Raw genomic sequence first — 15,919 nt, 5'->3', positions numbered from 1 at the left:
GACAACACCGTGTGGGTGTCTCTTCCGGGCGATTTTACGTGACGGGTTTTACGAACTATGCGGATGCACTAGCACCAGCGGGAGAAGCGCCGAAGACCGCTTCCTATTCACCCACAATATCGAGGAGCTCGCGGATCTGCGCCGCGCTCAGCACGGTGGAGGGGTTAATCGCATTCACCTTCACGCTCGGCGCACCAATATCCAGGGCGTAACGCAGAATATCCAGGGCGTTCGCCGAACGCACCTCAATATGCGGATCCAGTGCCGCAATCTCAATGGGCGAAGTGAACACCAGCAGACTCTGCGGGTTGCCGTTCTCATCCGGGTCAAAGACGAAAGAGGTACCGGACGGGTCAGCCGGGTCAACACCCACCAGCAGCACGGACGCCGGGGACACCAGCGAGCCGAGTAGCATCTGCATGTTGTCCTGGGTCAGCGCCATCTTCGCGCCGTCGTTACGGGGCGAAGTGACAATCCACTGCACCTGAGCGCGCTCAATGTAGCACTCGTGGTCGGTGCCGGGGTCAACCACAATCAGGTCCAGCGCCTCGTTGCCGAGGAAATCGATAAAGACCTTCATCGCCGGTTCGCGCAGAATCAACTCGTCGCCCTCGGACTCCTGACGCACGTAGCTCTTGCCAATGTGCTCGGAGGAGGAGAACACGCACAGCGCCTGCATACCGGTCTCGGGCATACGAATGACCTGGTGGGTCAGCACCGACTCGGGGCCCATCGGGTCGGTCTCAGACGGAATCAGCAGGGAGCCGGTCGCATCGAGCAGAACGTCACCACCGAGCATCGTGCGGACCACGTTAATGAGGGTTCGCTCCTGCACATCGTTACGGAAGGTCTCCAAGGCAGCGACCAGGTACGGGTTCGGGATCTCGTGCTCGTTCGAAGACAGCGCCGCGGCGGCAGAGTGGCGGGCGCGGCCCTCCATACGTTCACGAGCCCACTGAGGGATACGCGACGCGTCACGCGGGAACTCAGTCAGGTGCTCACGCACGTCGGTCGCGGTCAGGGTGCCTTCATTCTTCCAGCTGGCGGGCTCATCGTCACGGTTGTAGGAGGCACCCACGCTGAACTGCGGGTTCGGCCAGCCGGTTGCCGCCACCACAATGGAGGCGGTGAACCAGGTGCCGCGGTTACCGTCGTAGGCGGCACGCTGCAACTTGCGAACCTCAGCAATAATGGGCGAGCCGTCCTTGAGCGGGCCGATAGTGCCAATGAACTCTTCACCGTCGCGGAATTCACGCACACGCACGAAAATCTGACCAGCCAGAGGTTTGACGTCCAGCACCATTTCGCTCCAGCCGGGGTCAACACTAACGACATCCAGCAGCCAGCTTCCAATGTTGTTTAGCGCATCCTGGATGCGCGCGGCGCGGCTACTCGTCTCGGCGAGGCGGGGTTCAGTCATAGTTCATACATCCTTGAGTGTGAATACGGCGCGGCTGGAGGCATCCGTGTTCGGTCGTAGTATCGGCTTACAGGGTGCCGGAAGAAGCCGTCTCTTCGATTCTAACGAACACAGGCACTCAACGCAGATAGTTTACGCCGAAAGATATATGCTCTACCTCTCCCTCAGAGCTCTTGGATACGGCTCAAACAGGCGCCTTAGAGCCCAATACGCCTAAAGCGCACCCCAAAACCGGGGATACACGGCATAGTGAACGCTAAAAGGTTGATAATCTTGAAGCATGACGAATTCTCTGCAGGACCTTATCGACGCATCGATCTTTATCTCCACCGAGTACCAGGCTCGACTCGCTGAGCTCGTGGGTACCTCCGAGTGGAACGTGGATTTCACCTCCCAGTCTCTGGATTTTGAGACCACTCCCCCGCTTTCGCTCAAGCCGCACCTGCTGGGCACCGAATCCGAGAACCGCGGTACTTGGATTTGGTCTTGGCAGCAGCTGGGCTACTTCCCCGACTCCGTTGTTTCCGCCGCTATTCAGGCGCGCGAAACCGGTGAGCGTGACGGCCTGGCCGAACTGACCACCGACGAGCTGCCCCTCTCCGAGTCCCTGGCACGCCGCCTGACCCTGGCAACCAAGACCATTAGCGGCCTGTACGCACACTACCCGCTGCCCGCGGGCGCTGGCGTGCGCGCATGGACCCTGCTGGAAGGTGCCGAGCTGACCCTCGAGGCACCGACTTACAAGGGTATTGGCCGCGTCATTGCTAAGACCCTGCAGAGCGAAGAGGTACACAACCAGGTTCTGGCGGTGGACTCCTACGCTCAGCAGCGCGGCTTCCACATCGCCTGGGACACCGAGGCAACCGCCGTGCTGACCGCAACCGACGGTGCCCTGCGCCTGTGGTTCGACGAGGGCCGCATCAGCGGCATCGAGCAGGCTGAGCCTCAGGTTGGCCCCGAGGTACTGGAGCAGTGCGCAGCCGCTGCCGCACAGCGTCGCGAATCCCTCGCCGCACTGCGCACCGAGATTGAGCGCGTGGCAGCCGCAGAGGCAGCCGCTCAGAACGCACAGCGCGAGCAGGAGGCAGCAGAACGCGCCGCCGCACGTGCCGAGGCTGATGCAGAGCGCGCCGTCGAGATCGCCGAGCACGCACCGGTCGCAGACACCGAGGTACCCGGCGTCGAGAGCACCGAGAACCTCTACCCCGCCGACGAGGCTCCCTTCGATCAGGAGCCGGCAGAGTACGCAGAGCCCGGCCTGGTCACCGTGGAGACCCTGCCCGGCGAGTACGAGGCAGAAGAGACCGAACAGGCTCGCGTCTACACCGACGAGTCCATCGGCGCCGAGCAGCCCGAGTACGAGACCGTTGAGGCTTCCGCAGAGTACGCTGAGGAGCCGGTCGCCGCTGAGACTGCAGCTGAGCAGCCCGTCGAGGTTGAGCAGGATGCAGCAGAGTACGAGGAGCAGCACGTGGAGCCCATCCGCAACGCTGGCGCAGCTCCCGACCTGCAGGCAGAGCACGAAGAGGCAGCCCGCCGCGAGCAGGAAGAAACTGCACGCCGCGAGGCAGAGCAGCCCAAGAAGAAGGGCTTCTTCTCCCGCTTCTTCGGCCTCTAAACCGAATACGCAGCATTCCTCAGGCGCGGTATCCTCGTGGTACCGCGCCTGTGGCGTCCCTAGCGTATGCAACACCCCGTATCGGGTACAGTAGTGTGCGCGCATCGAAACCTGTGTGGATACCCAGCCGGCGCATCCCGATGAATAGCTTAGAAGAACGTAACCGAAGAATCAGGTCAGACGAAACCATGTCAGAAACGCAGAAGCACACCACCCGTAACGGGTTTATCACCATCATCGGCACCTACATCATTTGGGGTCTGCTCCCCCTGTATTTTGTGCTGATGGCGCCGGCAGGACCGATTGAGATTGTGGTGGCGCGAGTGGTCTTCTCCCTCATTTTCTGCGCCCTGCTACTACCGATTGTGCGGGCAACCGCGGACTTCCGCCGCGCCCTCAAGGACCGCCGCATCATGCTGGTACTGACGGCGGCATCGTTCCTCATCTGCGCGAACTGGCTTATCTACGTGATGGCAACAACCAGCGGTCACACGATTGATGCGTCCCTGGGATATTTCATTAACCCGCTGGTCTCCGTGGTGCTGGGCGTGATTTTCCTGCAGGAGCGCCTGCGCGCCGCGCAGTGGGTATCCGTCGCAATTTCATGTATCGCGGTGCTGATGATGAGCCTCATCTACGGTCAGGTGCCCTGGACGGGTCTGGGCCTGGCGTTCTCCTTCGGCATCTACGGCCTGCTCAAGGCACGCGTAGCCCACGACGTGAGCCCCATCGTTTCACTCTCTCTCGAAACTCTGATTCTGGCGCCCTTCGGCATTGCCGCCCTCTTTGTGCTCAATGATCAGGGACAAATGACCCTCTTCAGCGAAGGTGCCGGGCACTTCTGGCTTCTCGCATCCACCGGCGTGGTCACCGTTGTGCCCCTCATGCTCTTTGCGGCGGCTACCAAGGCGCTACCGCTGTCAGTCATTGGCATGGTGCAGTACCTGGGCCCGACCATCCAGTTTATTCTGGCGCTGACCGTTCTGCACGAGCAGATGAGCGCCGATAAGGTGCTGGGTCTGAGCCTCATCTGGGTCGCTCTCATCATCTTCACCGTGGATGCGTTGCGTGCCTCCCGCGCCTACCGCGCCTCCGCGCTGTCCGACCCGGAAACCGGCATGATCCCGCTCGTGCAGGCTGAAGACGTACAGAGCAAGTAGATCTCCCCAACCCGAACAAAACACAGTCCCGCATAAAACACAGTGATGCCCCGCAGGCTAACGCCTGCGGGGCATCACTTTATATCGCGTTCACACTCTAAAGCTCAGAATCCTGAGCTTCAGCAGCATCGAGAGCATCCAAATCCGGATGACGGTGCAGGTTCAGCAGAGCCAAACCCAGGCCACCCCAAATGATCAGGATTGCCACAATGAGCATCACAATTGCGGAGAAAGACATGAGGGCTCCTAACGGGTAATGGTCGAATCAACGTGGCCGTGCTCCACCTGACCGGCAATCACCGGAGGCGCCGGAGGCTCTTCAGCCGCACGAGACTTCTTCGACCAGGGCAAGAGAGAAACAACAATTGCGCCAACCAGCAGGAGTGCGCTCATACCCCAACCGAAAATAGCCAGCATATCTGCCGGGTAACCCTCATAGGGGGTTACCACAAGCTTAATAACGCTCTGAATCAGGGAGTAGCCCAGAACCAGCGGGGTCACGACAGCCAGCAGAATCATCCAGATCTTGCCAGCCTTGATGGAGGAGTAGCGGTTCAGGTGCTCAGCCAGAGCCGGCAGTGCACGCACCACGTATGCAACCACGATAATGGCGCACAGGCCGGCAGCCAGAATACCGAAGAGGTTCACGAAGTTATCGAGAATATCCAGCACATACAGGCCGGTAGTGGTCGGCATCAGCAGCAGCGAAATCAGAGCCATCGGAACAATCACCAGAATGGTGGACGCCAGACGGGAAGTCGCGAACTTGTCCTGAATACCGGCGATAATCACCTCAAGAATCGAAATCAGGGAGGTGAAACCAGCAAAGAGCAGGGAGCCGAAGAAGAGGATACCAATCAGCACGCCGCCGGGCGCCTGAGAAATAATGGTCGGGAACGCGATGAACGCCAGACCAATACCGCTGGTCGCAACCTCGCTCACCTGGGTGCCAGCGGCCTGAGCCATGAAGCCCAGAGCAGCGAACACACCAATACCAGCAAGGAGCTCGAAGCCGGAGTTCGCGAAACCAACCACAGCACCGGAACCGGTCAGGTCAGTCTTAGGCTTCAGGTAGGAGGAGTAGGTAATCATAATACCGAAGCCAATGGACAGGGAGTAGAAAATCTGACCGTAGGCAGCAACCCACACATCCGGGTTAGCCAGGGAGTCCCAGCTAGGGGTGAACAGAGCATTCAGACCATCGGCCGCACCGGGCAGGGTCAGCGAGTAAATCACCAGACCAACAAACATGACCAGCAGCAGCGGGATAAAGACGATGTTGGCAGCGCCCACACCCTTCTGAACGCCCAGAGCCATCACAGCAAGCAGGACGCCCCACACGAGAACCATGGGGATCAGGACGTTCATGTTGAAGTCCAGGGAGACACCGGGGGTGTCTGCAACCTTCAGGAACTCGCCATTGAAGAACGCCTTCGGGTTATCGCCCCACTCATTGGTGAAGGAGAAAACCATGTAACGCAGCGACCACGCCACAATAGCGGCATAGTAGATAGCGATGACGAAGTTAATACCCATGTGCCACCAGCCGATGAACTCGGTCTTACGGTTCAGACGGCGGAAAGCTAGCGGGGAAGACGCACGCGCACGGTGACCGATAGCGTAGTCAAAGAAAAGGAAGGTCAGACCAGCGGTCAGCAGGGCGACAATGTAGGGAATCATGAAGGCGCCGCCGCCGTTATCAAATGCGATGTAGGGGAAACGCCAAATATTGCCCAGACCAACAGCAGAACCGATGGCGGCAAAGATAAAGACGCGACGGCTAGAGAAGCCTTCGCGCTTCGTGGGCGCCTTAGGGGTAGATGCTCCCATAGTTGTAAACCTCGAATGTGTGGGGACGCGGATGGTTGGTGCGAGAATAACCCGTCGGGGTGGTGGGCTCAGCTCGCGTCCAGAAATAGTAAACGGCTCTCCAAACACGGAGTGGGCGTGGGAGCCGTCAAACGTCTGAAGGGTGGATGTGCGCCTCAGGCATGCCTATAAGGATTACCTTAAAGGCATATAGCGGTCAAGGAGACCCCAGCATACGGAACTATGCGGGACAGGGCACTCGCTCACACCCACCCTGAAAGCCGGCGTTGACTAGCCATAATGCAGAAAACCCCCGCCGAATCCAGTCAGATTCAGCGGGGGTTTGAAGTATGAGACGCATCAGCACTTACGCCAGCGCACACGCTACACAGCGGGTTTTAGCCTTCGCGGTGAACCACAGCGTGAGCGAAAGACTCCAGCGCAGCCTTCGCGGTGGACTCGGGCAGCGGAGCAATCGCGGCAATTGCACGGTCCGCCCAATCGTAGGCGATCTGCCATGCTTCCTGGGTGACCGGGTGGGCGGCGAGCGCCTCCACGGCTGCATCCAGTGCCTCGTCGGAGCTCAGGTCGGCATCCAGCAGGGCGCGAACAGTAACAGCGGATTCGTCGCCGGCAGCTACCGCACGGTCCAGCAGGATGGTCGGCAGGGTGGGCACACCCTCGCGCAGGTCGGTGCCGCGGGTCTTACCGCTGGTCTTGCCGTCGCTAACGATGTCGATCACGTCGTCAGCCAGCTGGAATGCCACGCCGACCAGCTCGCCATACGCCTTGACCATGGAGATGACCTCTTCGGAAGCGCCCGAAAGCAGGGAGCCGTACTCGCCAGCAGCTGCAATCAGGGAGCCGGTCTTGCCCTCAATGACGGCAATGTAGTGGTCGAGCAGGTCCTGACCCTCGCGGGGGCCGGTGGTTTCGAAGAGCTGGCCGAGCACCAGACGCTCGAAGGTCTGGGACTGAATCTTCATGGGGCGGGTACCCAGCTCGGACACCAACAGGGATGCTCGGGAGAAGATCAGGTCGCCAGTCAGAATCGCGACGGAATTGCCCCAAATCATCTGGGCGCTGTCCACGCCGCGGCGCTTGGGAGCATCATCCATCACGTCGTCGTGGTAGAGGGTTGCCAGGTGGGTCAGTTCAACGACCACGGCAGCTTCAATGACGTCATCGTTGATTTCGCCGTCTACGGCTGCGCAGAGCAGCGCCAGCAGGGGGCGCACACGCTTGCCGCCCGCGGAGAGCAGGTGACGGGATGCGACGTCCGCCAGGTGGTCAGTCTGTGCGATGGCTTCTGCCAGGCGCTCCTCAATACGTGCGAGAGAGGAGAGAATCTGCGGACCCAGCTTGGGGTCAGCGGCGATGAGTTCAAAGCCTGCGGGCAGTTTCAGGTCGAGGTCTCCCAGCAGGTCGGTTGCGGCAATGGGCTGCTCTGCGTTGCTCACGGTGTCTTCTATCTTCTTGGTGTTGGTGTCTTCAGTGGTGTTAGTGTCTTCGGTGGTGTGTGAACGCGGTGTCTATGCGTTATGTGCTTCAGGCTTGAAACCGCGGTGAATGGCGACGATGCCGCCGGTGAGGTTGCGGTACTGCACGGAGGTGAAGCCCGCCTCCTTGAACTTCTGCGCCAGTTCCTGCTGGTTAGGCCAGGTGATGATGGACTCGGCGAGGTATTCGTAGGATTCGGGGTTGGAGGAAATCGCGCGGGCAATCGGCGGGATCGCCTTCATGATGTAGTTCTTGTAGACCGCGCCGAAGGGGGCGAAGGTCGGGGTGGAGAACTCCAGGACGACGATGCGTCCGCCGGGCTTGAGCACGCGGTAGATTTCACTCAGTGCCTTGGGGTAGTTGGCGACGTTGCGCAGACCGTAGGACATGGTCACTGCGTCGAAGGTTTCGTCGTCAAAGGGTAGGGCGGTGACGTCTGCCTGCACGAAGGTCATGTCGGGGCGGCGGCGGCGGCCCACGTCGAGCATACCTTCGGAGAGGTCTGCAGCGATAACGTCTACGCCGGCGTCGGCGAAGGGTTCGGAGGAGACGCCGGTACCTGCGGCTACGTCCAGTACTTTCTGGCCGGGGTGCGCGTCTACGGCGGCGACTGCCTGCTTACGCCAGTAGATGTGCTGGCCGAGAGAGAGGATGCCGTTCATGAGGTCGTAGCGTTCAGCGACGGTATCAAACATGGCGGCAATATCGCCGGTTTTCTTGTCTAGGGTTGCGCGGGTTGCGCGGGTGTTCTTCTCTGCGTTCACGCTCTCAATTGTGGCATGGAGGTTACTAGATTCGATAGTTGGGTAAACCGTAGTAGTGTCGCACGGTGCGTTAAGGTGCGTTCTGAAGTGGTTTTCGAGTCGCTAATTCGGGGTTTTATTCAGTTTTTGGGGGTGTAAATTATTCATATTCAGCAAAAATTTATGAATATTTATGTATATGCTTGCATTTTTTAACATAGGCGCGCACAATAGACTCTAGATTTCATAGAACGCACCACTCAACGAGTGAACGCACCCCCATACACAGGAGCATCCCAATGAACACCGCATCCCTCAAGAAGGCATCCCTCAAGCCCCTCGCACTACTGGCAGTGCTACCCCTGGCACTGACCGGCTGCGTCTCCACCGCCAACGAGAACTCCGACGCCAACGGCGAGGTCAGCCTCGTCAAGTCCGGCACCCTCAGCGTCTGCACCAACACCCCCTACAAGCCCTTCGAATACGAAGAAAACGGCACCATCGTCGGCCTGGACGCAGACATCGCCAACGCTATCGCCTCCGACCTGGGCGTGAAGGCTCAGCTGACCTCCATCAGCTTCGAGGGCCTAGACTCCGGCACCGGCCTGGCCACCGGCCAGTGCGATATCGCCCTGGCAGGTATCGGCGTGACCGATGAACGTAAGAGCAAGATGGAATTCACCACCGTCTACTTCGACGACAACCTGGCAATCCTGGTCCCCAAGGGTTCCTCCATCACCTCCGCCGCAGACCTGAAGGGTGTCAGCGTTGGTGCACAGCAGGCAACCAGCGGTGAAACCTACGCCAAGGAAAACGGTGCAGAGGTCATCCAGTACGAAGACACCTCCCTCATGTTCTCCGCTCTGAAGACCGGTCAGGTCAAGGCAGTCGCAGCGAACCTCTCCGTGGTGTCCGAGGCACTGACCAATGACCCGGACTCCTTCAAGATTGCGTACCAGGATTCCGAGAACACCGAGCAGATTGCCGCAGCAGTTTCCTCCAACAACAAGGCACTGCTGACCAAGGCAAACGCCACCATCGCCAAGCTCAAGGAAAACGGCGAACTCGACAAGATGAAGGCCAAGTGGGTTGGTGCCACTTCCTCCACCTCCGCGAGCGCCTCTTCCTCCGCTTCCTAAGCATCTAGCCGGTTAGCCTCTCCCCCAATTCAGGAGTACCCTTATTACTTTTGGGTTGGGGGATTCTCCGGCCTCTACCCTTGTGAGCGTGCAGAACGCTCCTAACCGAACAGCACACGGATAAACAGCACACGGATAAGAAAGCGCATGTCCTCTAAACTCTCACCCCGTCAGAAGCAGAAGCTCTTCCGCTACGCACAGTACGCCCTTCTGGCCGTTATTGCTCTGGCAGCCATTCTTCTGGCTGACTGGAAGACCCTCAGCCAGCAGGTATTCAACCTGGACGTTGCGGCTCAGCAGTTCCCCGACGTCATCACCGTGGCATTGAAGAACACCCTGCTGTACACCACCTTGGGCTTCATCGTGGGCCTCTCCGGCGGTCTGCTGCTGGCGCTCATGCGTATTTCCTCTATCGCCCCCTACCGTTGGATTGCGACCCTGTACGTGGAGCTTTTCCGCGGTATCCCGGCGCTGCTGGTTTTCTTCGCGTTCGGTTACGGTATTCCCCTGGCGTTCAAGATTCGCTTCGTGGATAATCTGATTCCGGTGACCCTGTCCCTGGGTATGGTTTCGGCTGCTTACATTAGTGAGGTTCTGCGTGCGGGCCTGCAGGCGATCCCGAAGGGCCAGATGGAGGCGGCACGCTCCCTGGGTATGTCCCACACTCGCGCGATGATTTCGATCATTATTCCCCAGGCGTTCCGCGTGGTTCTGCCCCCGCTGACCAACGAGGTTATCCTGCTGACCAAGGACTCCTCCCTCGTGTACCTGCTGGGCGTGACGGTTTCTCAGTACGAGCTGGCGAAGTTCGGCCGTGAGGGCCTGACCGCCGCTAATGCGGGTCTGACTCCCCTGGTGGTTGCGGGCCTGTGCTACCTGATTATCACTGTTCCGCTGGGCCAGCTCTCCGCATACTTTGAGCGCCGCACCCAGCTTGCGGGCCGCAAGTAAGCGCAACGACAGATACGGATTACGGAAGATACTATGACTGTTTCAACTTCATCCATGGCCGCCTCCTCGGTGCGCATTTCTAACCTGCACAAGTCCTACGGCAAGGTTCAGGTTCTCAAGGGCATTGACATGCAGGTCAAGCCGGGCGAGGTCGTGTGCCTTATCGGCCCTTCGGGTTCCGGTAAGTCCACCCTGCTGCGTTGCGTGAACCTGCTGGAGGAGCCGAACGACGGCACCATCATGGTGGGCGATACCGAGGTCACCGACCCGGACGTAGACATTAACCGCGTGCGTACCCACATGGGTATGGTGTTCCAGCAGTTCAACCTGTTCGGTCACCTGAACATCCTGGATAACTGCACGATTGCTCAGATTAAGGTTCTGGGCCGTTCCAAGGCGGAGGCGGAGGCGGTTGCCCGCGAGCAGCTCGCCAAGGTTGGTCTGGAGGGCAAGGAAGACCGCTTCCCGGCTCAGCTGTCCGGTGGTCAGCAGCAGCGTGTGGCTATTGCGCGTGCACTGTCCATGCACCCGGACCTGATGCTCTTCGATGAGCCGACCAGTGCACTCGACCCGGAGATGGTCGGCGAGGTTCTGAGCATTATGCGCAACCTTGCTGACGAGGGCATGACCATGATCGTGGTGACTCACGAGATGGCGTTCGCCCGCGAGGTCGCCGATAAGGTCGTCTTCATGGCCGATGGCGTGGTCGTGGAGGAGGGTCCCGCCGATCAGGTGATTGGCAACCCCCAGCACGAACGTACTCAGGCTTTCTTGGCGCGCGTGCTCGATCCGACCCACGCCGTAGTAGACTAGTACTAGCTCTTGAAAAACGTAGCGGGCGGTGCTGTACGAAACATTCTGTTTCGCGCAGCACCGCCCGCTTTTTAATGCTCTAGTTCGCGGCTATTTCGGTTCTAGAAGATACGGCGCGCAACCTTGTCAAAGAGACGGTCGGGCAGCACGGTATGCAGGAACACGGAGGGCTTAGCACCGAAACCTACCAGGTAGCGGGTCTTGGGGCGGCGCGCCTCCAGGGCTCGCAGAATGGTCCTAGAGATTACTTTGGGCTCTGAGAGGTTGGAGGATGGCGAGTAGAGCCTACGCATATTTGCCGCAACACGCTGCGCCTGCTCAGCGTAGACACCGTTTCGGGAGGATTCCTCCAGGTGGTCTGCCGCGATGAGTCCCCAGGGGGTCTTAATGCCGCCGGGCTCGATAATGACCACGTCAATGCCGAACTCTTCAACTTCCATGCGCAGAGCATCGCTGAACGCCTCGAGGGCGTACTTGGTGGCGTGGTACCAGGCTCCCAGGGGCATGGTAATGCGCCCCGCCATCGAGGAGATGTTCAGGATGCGCCCGCGACCCTGTGCGCGCATATGCGGCAGCACCAGCTGGGTGAGGCGTGCCAGGCCGAAAAGGTTCACCTCGAACTGGCGGCGCGCCTCGTCGATGGGGACATCTTCAATAGCGCCGTAGAATCCGTAGCCAGCGTTGTTGATGAGCACGTCAATGCGGCCTTCTGCGTCAATGACCTGCTGTACGGCGGCTTCCATGGATGCCTCATCGGTAACGTCCATGCTCAGCGCTTTCACGCCCTCGGAGGCGAGCTCTTCAATCTTCTCAACGCGGCGGGCAGCACCGTAGACGGTGTAGCCGTAGCGCACCAGTAGCGGCGCCACGTCGTAGCCGATACCGGAGCTGGCGCCGGTGAGAAGAACAACGGGGCGTTGCAGTGACTTGGGCATTGCGTATCCTTTCGGGTTGCTCCCCTTTCGGGTTGTTCCCTGCAGTGGTAGCGGGCATATTAGCGGGCGGGTACTTTCAGGGTACGCTCACGCGGGGTGAACCGGCGTGCAGAAAGCTCAGGGCGTAGCGTGAGGGTATTCTCACCGGCATATGTGAGGGCAGGAAGACAGAGAAAAAGCTCGCCGCGGCATCCTGTGCAGATGCGGCGGCGAGCTAAGGTTTTGGGGTCAGGGGTTTAGAGGCCGGGGTTTAGACCTCTTCGACGTCGATGTTAACCTTGGGTTCGGGGTGCGATTCGCCGGTCAGCATGGTCACTAGCAGGGTGGAGTCCTTCACGGCGCGCAGGGAGTGCAGCAGCTTGGCGGTCACGTGAATCGGCTTGCCGGGTACCAGGGTAATATCGCGGTCCTTCACGTGGAAGATAACTTCACCCTTGAGCACCTGCACGAAGACGGGGTGGACGCTGTGGTGCTCGTGCCAGGACTGGCCTGCAGCCAGTTCCATGAGGGTCAGGTTGCCGCCGTCGGCATCAACGATCTTGCGGGCCTGGGGCTTATCTTCAAAGGGGGTCAGCGCTTCGGTGAGCTGGGGGAATACGAGGACGCGGCCTTCATGGGTACCTGCCATGGTACGCACCTTTCTCTTCAGGGGTGAGTGAAAGGGGGCACACACCCCCTCTCTAATATTGGTATTAAAAATACTAAATTTCTTATATTGTATTCCCCTCCCCGCACCCGGACAATATCTCAGCTCACATCAAGCTGAAACATCCCGCGCAGAGAGGGGAACAATACTTACTGGTAGCTCCACACCTTCGAATAGGCGGAGCGATTACTATTACGCGGACGCAACAGGTTCACCATCAACGCCGTCGTACCAAAGCTCACCGCAATAATCATGCAGGTCGCCGCGGTAAACGCACCACCGGGAATCGGCGCAAAAATCGCAATCAGATACAGGATGACCGCGCAGAACGACAGGAACAGCGTCGCAATCGTCATCAACGGCACCAGCACCAAACCGCCACGCGCCGGCACCGCAAAATCTGCCGGACGCACATAACGCAACACGCCCATACCCACGACCGTCCAGATGGCGGTGACCAGAATAGCGGTCACCACATCCGCCGGGCGGTGCCAACCGTTAATAATCGTGGAGGCACCCGTCAGGCAGGTCGCCACCGCCGCGCAGAGAGCCACCGTGGGCCGCAAGAAACGAGGCGCCGCTAGGAAGAGCGCCGCGCCAGCCGCCGCCGCGAAGGTCGTGTGGCCACTGGGCGCCGAGTTGCTCAGCGCCTCCTGAACACCCAGGTCGGGCTTCACGATCAGGTAGTGCTTGAGCAGGTACGTGCTCGTCACCGCCGCAGCCCCAACTAGCACGCCAATCAGCGAGGGCAGGAACCGGTGCTTCCAAATCAGCACCGCAATCAGACCCAGCACCGCAATCACACCAACAATCGTGGGCAAAGAATCCAGCGCAGTCAGGGTCGGACCGCGGTAACTCTTGAACTGATGCGCATACTCGGTGTACGCCTGCTCATCAACCTGCTGGCCGGTCGCCGTGTAAATGAAGAACACAAACGCACCGTAGAGAGACAGACCCAAGAACAGCAACGCCATCACGTGACGCATCAAAATACCGGTACTCGGAAGATGGTGCCCCTGCTCTTCGCCGGGACGATTCACCGGGCGGCCCGAAGCATCCACGGGAACCTGACCGGTCTGAACATACGCACCGTTCGGGTAGGCGGCGGCAGGATACGCCTCGGGAGGATAAGCCACCGGCTGCGGAGGTGCCTGCGGAGGCATCGCACGCGTGGGAAGAGGCTGCTGCGCGCCCATCTGAGGCGCACCCATTGGGGAGGCACCCATCTGATTGTTCAGCGGGAAACCGCTCACCGGAGGCTTCGGCGGATCGAGGCGGCGCGTAGCCTGCATCGGCTCATCCGCGCTGTAGTTCCCCTGAGAGGCGCGTTCCTGCGGCGAGGGAATCGTCTCAGGAATCTTAATGGGGGCACGGTAAACGCGCGGCAAAGGACGGGTCGCACCAATAACCTCTGAGGTGTCGGGGTGCGAAGAAATAACTTCGGTATTCGCCGATTCAGCGTTCACGAAACCCGCGTTTACGGAACCCACGTTTGCAGAACCTACAGGCGCAGCTTCGTGAGCCGGCGACGAACCGTAATCCGTCAAAACTTTCGTACGGTCATCACTGTGCGCAGCGGCATGGGTAGCCGTTTCGTGGGAGGCGAGCACCTGGGTAGCGTCCTGATAATCAGAAAGCACCGCAGTCGGGTCCTGATAATCGGAGAGAACCGCAGTCTCATCAGAGGAAAACACCGTAGTGGGCGCGTTATCGGCAGCGGCTGCACGCACGTCATCGGGGTGAAGCACACTGGTAGCGTCGAGGTTTTCGGAGCTCTCCCAACCGGAGTTTCCCGAACCTGATGTATTCGCTTGCGGTGTCTTCTTCATAACCCTTCGTACCTTCTCGCCCTCATGTCTGTTAGCCATACCCGAGCCCGCCGATGCCAGCCCCTCAAAACAGTAGCCCCCAAGCTGCCGTTTTATGCGAAGCACCGTCCGAGTTCTCGGGCGAATAACTACCTACTATCCCAGGTTAAGCTATGAAAAACTAAAGTTTTTTCGACCACAACCTGAGAGTTTCCAGAGAATGCGTGACAGGGTGCGAGCGCACCCCCCCGCCCCCGGAATGTTATGGTGAGCTCATAGCGCATCGAAGAAGGGCAGATACCTTGAACACCAGTATGAGCGTGCCGCCTCTCGGCTACGGTTTTCACCTCACGAACACTCCCCTGCCGCCACTGCAGGAGGTTCTGGAGAACCTTTTCACGGTCGAAATTCCGATGACGGTCACCTTCCGTGGGGTCAATAGCCGCCAGAGCGCGCTGATTTGCGGCCCGTACGGCTGGGGCGAGTTCGCGCCCTTCCTCGAGTACGGTCCGCAGGAGTCTGCGGCGTGGCTTGCCTGCGCGCTGGAGGCGGCGTGGCTGCCCACCCCGGAGCCGGTGCGTACGCGCATCCCGCTGAACGCGACCCTGCCCGCGGTGCCCGCCGAGCGTGTGCCGGAGGTGCTCGCCAAGTATGAGGGTGAGATTCAGGAACTCAAAATCAAGGTGGCTGAGAAGGGCCAGAGCCTCGCCGATGACGTTGCGCGCGTGGCGGCGGCACGAGATGCACTCCCGAATGCACGCCTGAAGGTGGACGCGAACATGGGCTACACCCTCGACGGTGCCCTTGAGGCGCTGCGCAAGCTCTGCGAGTACGGCATTATCTACGCCGAGCAGCCGGTGGCAACCATTGAAGATATGGCTGCGCTCCGCTTTGCTATCGCCAAGGAGGGTCTGCCCGCCCGCATTGCCGCGGACGAGTCGATCCGCAAGGCGGAAGACCCGCTCAAGGTGGCGCGCGCGAACGCCGCTGATCTGATGGTTATTAAGGCGGCGCCTCTGGGCGGTGTACGCCGTGCGCTCGCGCTGGTGGAGCAGGCGCAGCTACCGGCGGTGGTTTCTTCTGCGCTGGAGTCTTCGGTGGGCATCGCCACCGGTGCATCCCTGGCGGCTTCCCTGCCGACCCTGAGGTACGGGTGCGGTCTGGGCACGGTCTCCCTCATGGCTGAAGACGTCACCGACGAGCCGCTCATCGCCCGCGACGGGTTCATGGACCTGCGCGCCATCACCCCCAGCCCGCAGCGCCTGGCGCGTCTTGCCACCGATGAGCAGACCCACCAATGGTGGGTGGAACGCGTCACCGCCTGCTACCGCGTTCTGGAACGCACCGCTGATCTGTAACGGTTAGCGCTGTAACGAT

General features: G+C 60.0%; 14 protein-coding genes. 6 read left to right on the top strand and 8 right to left on the bottom strand.

Going from position 1 to position 15,919, the window contains the following annotated elements; translation table 11 throughout:
- Positions 1–103 precede the first annotated feature (103 nt).
- A complete protein-coding gene (locus tag HMPREF2765_RS00800) occupies positions 104–1,420 on the bottom strand; it encodes an SseB family protein (protein WP_070604054.1) in 1,317 nt (438 codons plus the stop codon).
- A gap of 280 nt (positions 1,421–1,700) precedes the next feature.
- On the opposite strand from HMPREF2765_RS00800, the gene HMPREF2765_RS00795 reads away from it, so the two are divergent.
- Together HMPREF2765_RS00795 and rarD are read left to right on the top strand one after the other, a co-directional pair.
- Positions 1,701–3,038, top strand: coding sequence for a DUF6882 domain-containing protein (locus HMPREF2765_RS00795; RefSeq protein ID WP_070604053.1), 1,338 nt, complete (start codon positions 1,701–1,703; stop codon positions 3,036–3,038).
- A gap of 188 nt (positions 3,039–3,226) precedes the next feature.
- Positions 3,227–4,198 carry an EamA family transporter RarD gene (gene rarD / locus HMPREF2765_RS00790; protein ID WP_070604052.1) on the top strand — a complete coding sequence of 324 codons (972 nt, stop codon included), beginning with the start codon at positions 3,227–3,229 and terminating at the stop codon, positions 4,196–4,198.
- 97 nt (positions 4,199–4,295) lie between these two features.
- Here the strand turns inward: rarD and HMPREF2765_RS09020 are convergent, their stop codons facing one another.
- The 4 genes from HMPREF2765_RS09020 to HMPREF2765_RS00775 form a co-directional block, all read right to left on the bottom strand.
- The gene (locus HMPREF2765_RS09020; RefSeq protein ID WP_083303469.1) at positions 4,296–4,436 is read right to left on the bottom strand and encodes a methionine/alanine import family NSS transporter small subunit; all 141 of its coding nucleotides are present in this window, start codon (positions 4,434–4,436) and stop codon (positions 4,296–4,298) included.
- Between the two features lie 8 nt (positions 4,437–4,444).
- The gene (locus HMPREF2765_RS00785; RefSeq protein WP_070604051.1) at positions 4,445–6,028 is read right to left on the bottom strand and encodes a sodium-dependent transporter; all 1,584 of its coding nucleotides are present in this window, start codon (positions 6,026–6,028) and stop codon (positions 4,445–4,447) included.
- Between the two features lie 377 nt (positions 6,029–6,405).
- Positions 6,406–7,467, bottom strand: coding sequence for a polyprenyl synthetase family protein (locus HMPREF2765_RS00780; RefSeq protein ID WP_070604050.1), 1,062 nt, complete (start codon positions 7,465–7,467; stop codon positions 6,406–6,408).
- Positions 7,468–7,539: 72 nt separating this feature from the next.
- Complete coding sequence (locus tag HMPREF2765_RS00775) at positions 7,540–8,271, bottom strand: demethylmenaquinone methyltransferase (protein WP_049363297.1); 732 nt, start codon at positions 8,269–8,271, stop codon at positions 7,540–7,542.
- Between the two features lie 278 nt (positions 8,272–8,549).
- Between HMPREF2765_RS00775 and HMPREF2765_RS00770 the strand changes: the two genes are divergently transcribed.
- The 3 genes from HMPREF2765_RS00770 to HMPREF2765_RS00760 all read left to right on the top strand — a co-directional run bounded on the left by HMPREF2765_RS00770 (position 8,550) and on the right by HMPREF2765_RS00760 (position 11,153).
- Positions 8,550–9,389, top strand: coding sequence for an ABC transporter substrate-binding protein (locus HMPREF2765_RS00770; protein ID WP_005508313.1), 840 nt, complete (start codon positions 8,550–8,552; stop codon positions 9,387–9,389).
- A 147-nt stretch (positions 9,390–9,536) separates the two neighbouring features.
- On the top strand, positions 9,537–10,340 hold the full coding sequence (locus tag HMPREF2765_RS00765) for an amino acid ABC transporter permease (RefSeq protein ID WP_005504788.1): 804 nt from the start codon (positions 9,537–9,539) through the stop codon (positions 10,338–10,340).
- 33 nt (positions 10,341–10,373) lie between these two features.
- Complete coding sequence (locus tag HMPREF2765_RS00760; RefSeq protein WP_070507027.1) at positions 10,374–11,153, top strand: amino acid ABC transporter ATP-binding protein; 780 nt, start codon at positions 10,374–10,376, stop codon at positions 11,151–11,153.
- Positions 11,154–11,254: 101 nt separating this feature from the next.
- Here HMPREF2765_RS00760 and HMPREF2765_RS00755 read toward each other — a convergent pair whose 3' ends face one another.
- The 3 genes from HMPREF2765_RS00755 to HMPREF2765_RS00745 all read right to left on the bottom strand — a co-directional run bounded on the left by HMPREF2765_RS00755 (position 11,255) and on the right by HMPREF2765_RS00745 (position 14,563).
- Complete coding sequence (locus HMPREF2765_RS00755; RefSeq protein ID WP_070604049.1) at positions 11,255–12,088, bottom strand: oxidoreductase; 834 nt, start codon at positions 12,086–12,088, stop codon at positions 11,255–11,257.
- Positions 12,089–12,338: 250 nt separating this feature from the next.
- Positions 12,339–12,716: a cupin domain-containing protein gene (locus HMPREF2765_RS00750; protein ID WP_005504776.1), complete on the bottom strand. Its 378-nt coding sequence runs from the start codon at positions 12,714–12,716 to the stop codon at positions 12,339–12,341.
- Between the two features lie 167 nt (positions 12,717–12,883).
- Complete coding sequence (locus HMPREF2765_RS00745; RefSeq protein WP_070604048.1) at positions 12,884–14,563, bottom strand: phosphatase PAP2 family protein; 1,680 nt, start codon at positions 14,561–14,563, stop codon at positions 12,884–12,886.
- A gap of 293 nt (positions 14,564–14,856) precedes the next feature.
- On the opposite strand from HMPREF2765_RS00745, the gene HMPREF2765_RS00740 reads away from it, so the two are divergent.
- Positions 14,857–15,900: an o-succinylbenzoate synthase gene (locus HMPREF2765_RS00740; protein WP_070604047.1), complete on the top strand. Its 1,044-nt coding sequence runs from the start codon at positions 14,857–14,859 to the stop codon at positions 15,898–15,900.
- Positions 15,901–15,919 lie beyond the last annotated feature (19 nt).

It is taken from the genome of Rothia sp. HMSC062H08 (genome assembly GCF_001810775.1).
Classification (GTDB): domain Bacteria; phylum Actinomycetota; class Actinomycetes; order Actinomycetales; family Micrococcaceae; genus Rothia.
This window is presented reverse-complemented; position numbering and strand designations above follow the sequence as displayed.

What these genes read in the sequence shown, in the direction of transcription:
- HMPREF2765_RS00765 (WP_005504788.1), top strand. Translation starts at nt 9,537, where the DNA reads ATGTCCTCTAAACTCTCACCCCGTCAGAAGCAGAAGCTCTTCCGCTAC.
- rarD (WP_070604052.1), top strand. Translation starts at nt 3,227, where the DNA reads ATGTCAGAAACGCAGAAGCACACCACCCGTAACGGGTTTATCACCATC.
- HMPREF2765_RS00745 (WP_070604048.1), bottom strand. Translation starts at nt 14,563, where the DNA reads ATGAAGAAGACACCGCAAGCGAATACATCAGGTTCGGGAAACTCCGGT.
- HMPREF2765_RS00785 (WP_070604051.1), bottom strand. Translation starts at nt 6,028, where the DNA reads ATGGGAGCATCTACCCCTAAGGCGCCCACGAAGCGCGAAGGCTTCTCT.
- HMPREF2765_RS00795 (WP_070604053.1), top strand. Translation starts at nt 1,701, where the DNA reads ATGACGAATTCTCTGCAGGACCTTATCGACGCATCGATCTTTATCTCC.
- HMPREF2765_RS00740 (WP_070604047.1), top strand. Translation starts at nt 14,857, where the DNA reads ATGAGCGTGCCGCCTCTCGGCTACGGTTTTCACCTCACGAACACTCCC.
- HMPREF2765_RS00770 (WP_005508313.1), top strand. Translation starts at nt 8,550, where the DNA reads ATGAACACCGCATCCCTCAAGAAGGCATCCCTCAAGCCCCTCGCACTA.
- HMPREF2765_RS00800 (WP_070604054.1), bottom strand. Translation starts at nt 1,420, where the DNA reads ATGACTGAACCCCGCCTCGCCGAGACGAGTAGCCGCGCCGCGCGCATC.
- HMPREF2765_RS00750 (WP_005504776.1), bottom strand. Translation starts at nt 12,716, where the DNA reads ATGGCAGGTACCCATGAAGGCCGCGTCCTCGTATTCCCCCAGCTCACC.
- HMPREF2765_RS00760 (WP_070507027.1), top strand. Translation starts at nt 10,374, where the DNA reads ATGACTGTTTCAACTTCATCCATGGCCGCCTCCTCGGTGCGCATTTCT.
- HMPREF2765_RS09020 (WP_083303469.1), bottom strand. Translation starts at nt 4,436, where the DNA reads ATGTCTTTCTCCGCAATTGTGATGCTCATTGTGGCAATCCTGATCATT.
- HMPREF2765_RS00755 (WP_070604049.1), bottom strand. Translation starts at nt 12,088, where the DNA reads ATGCCCAAGTCACTGCAACGCCCCGTTGTTCTTCTCACCGGCGCCAGC.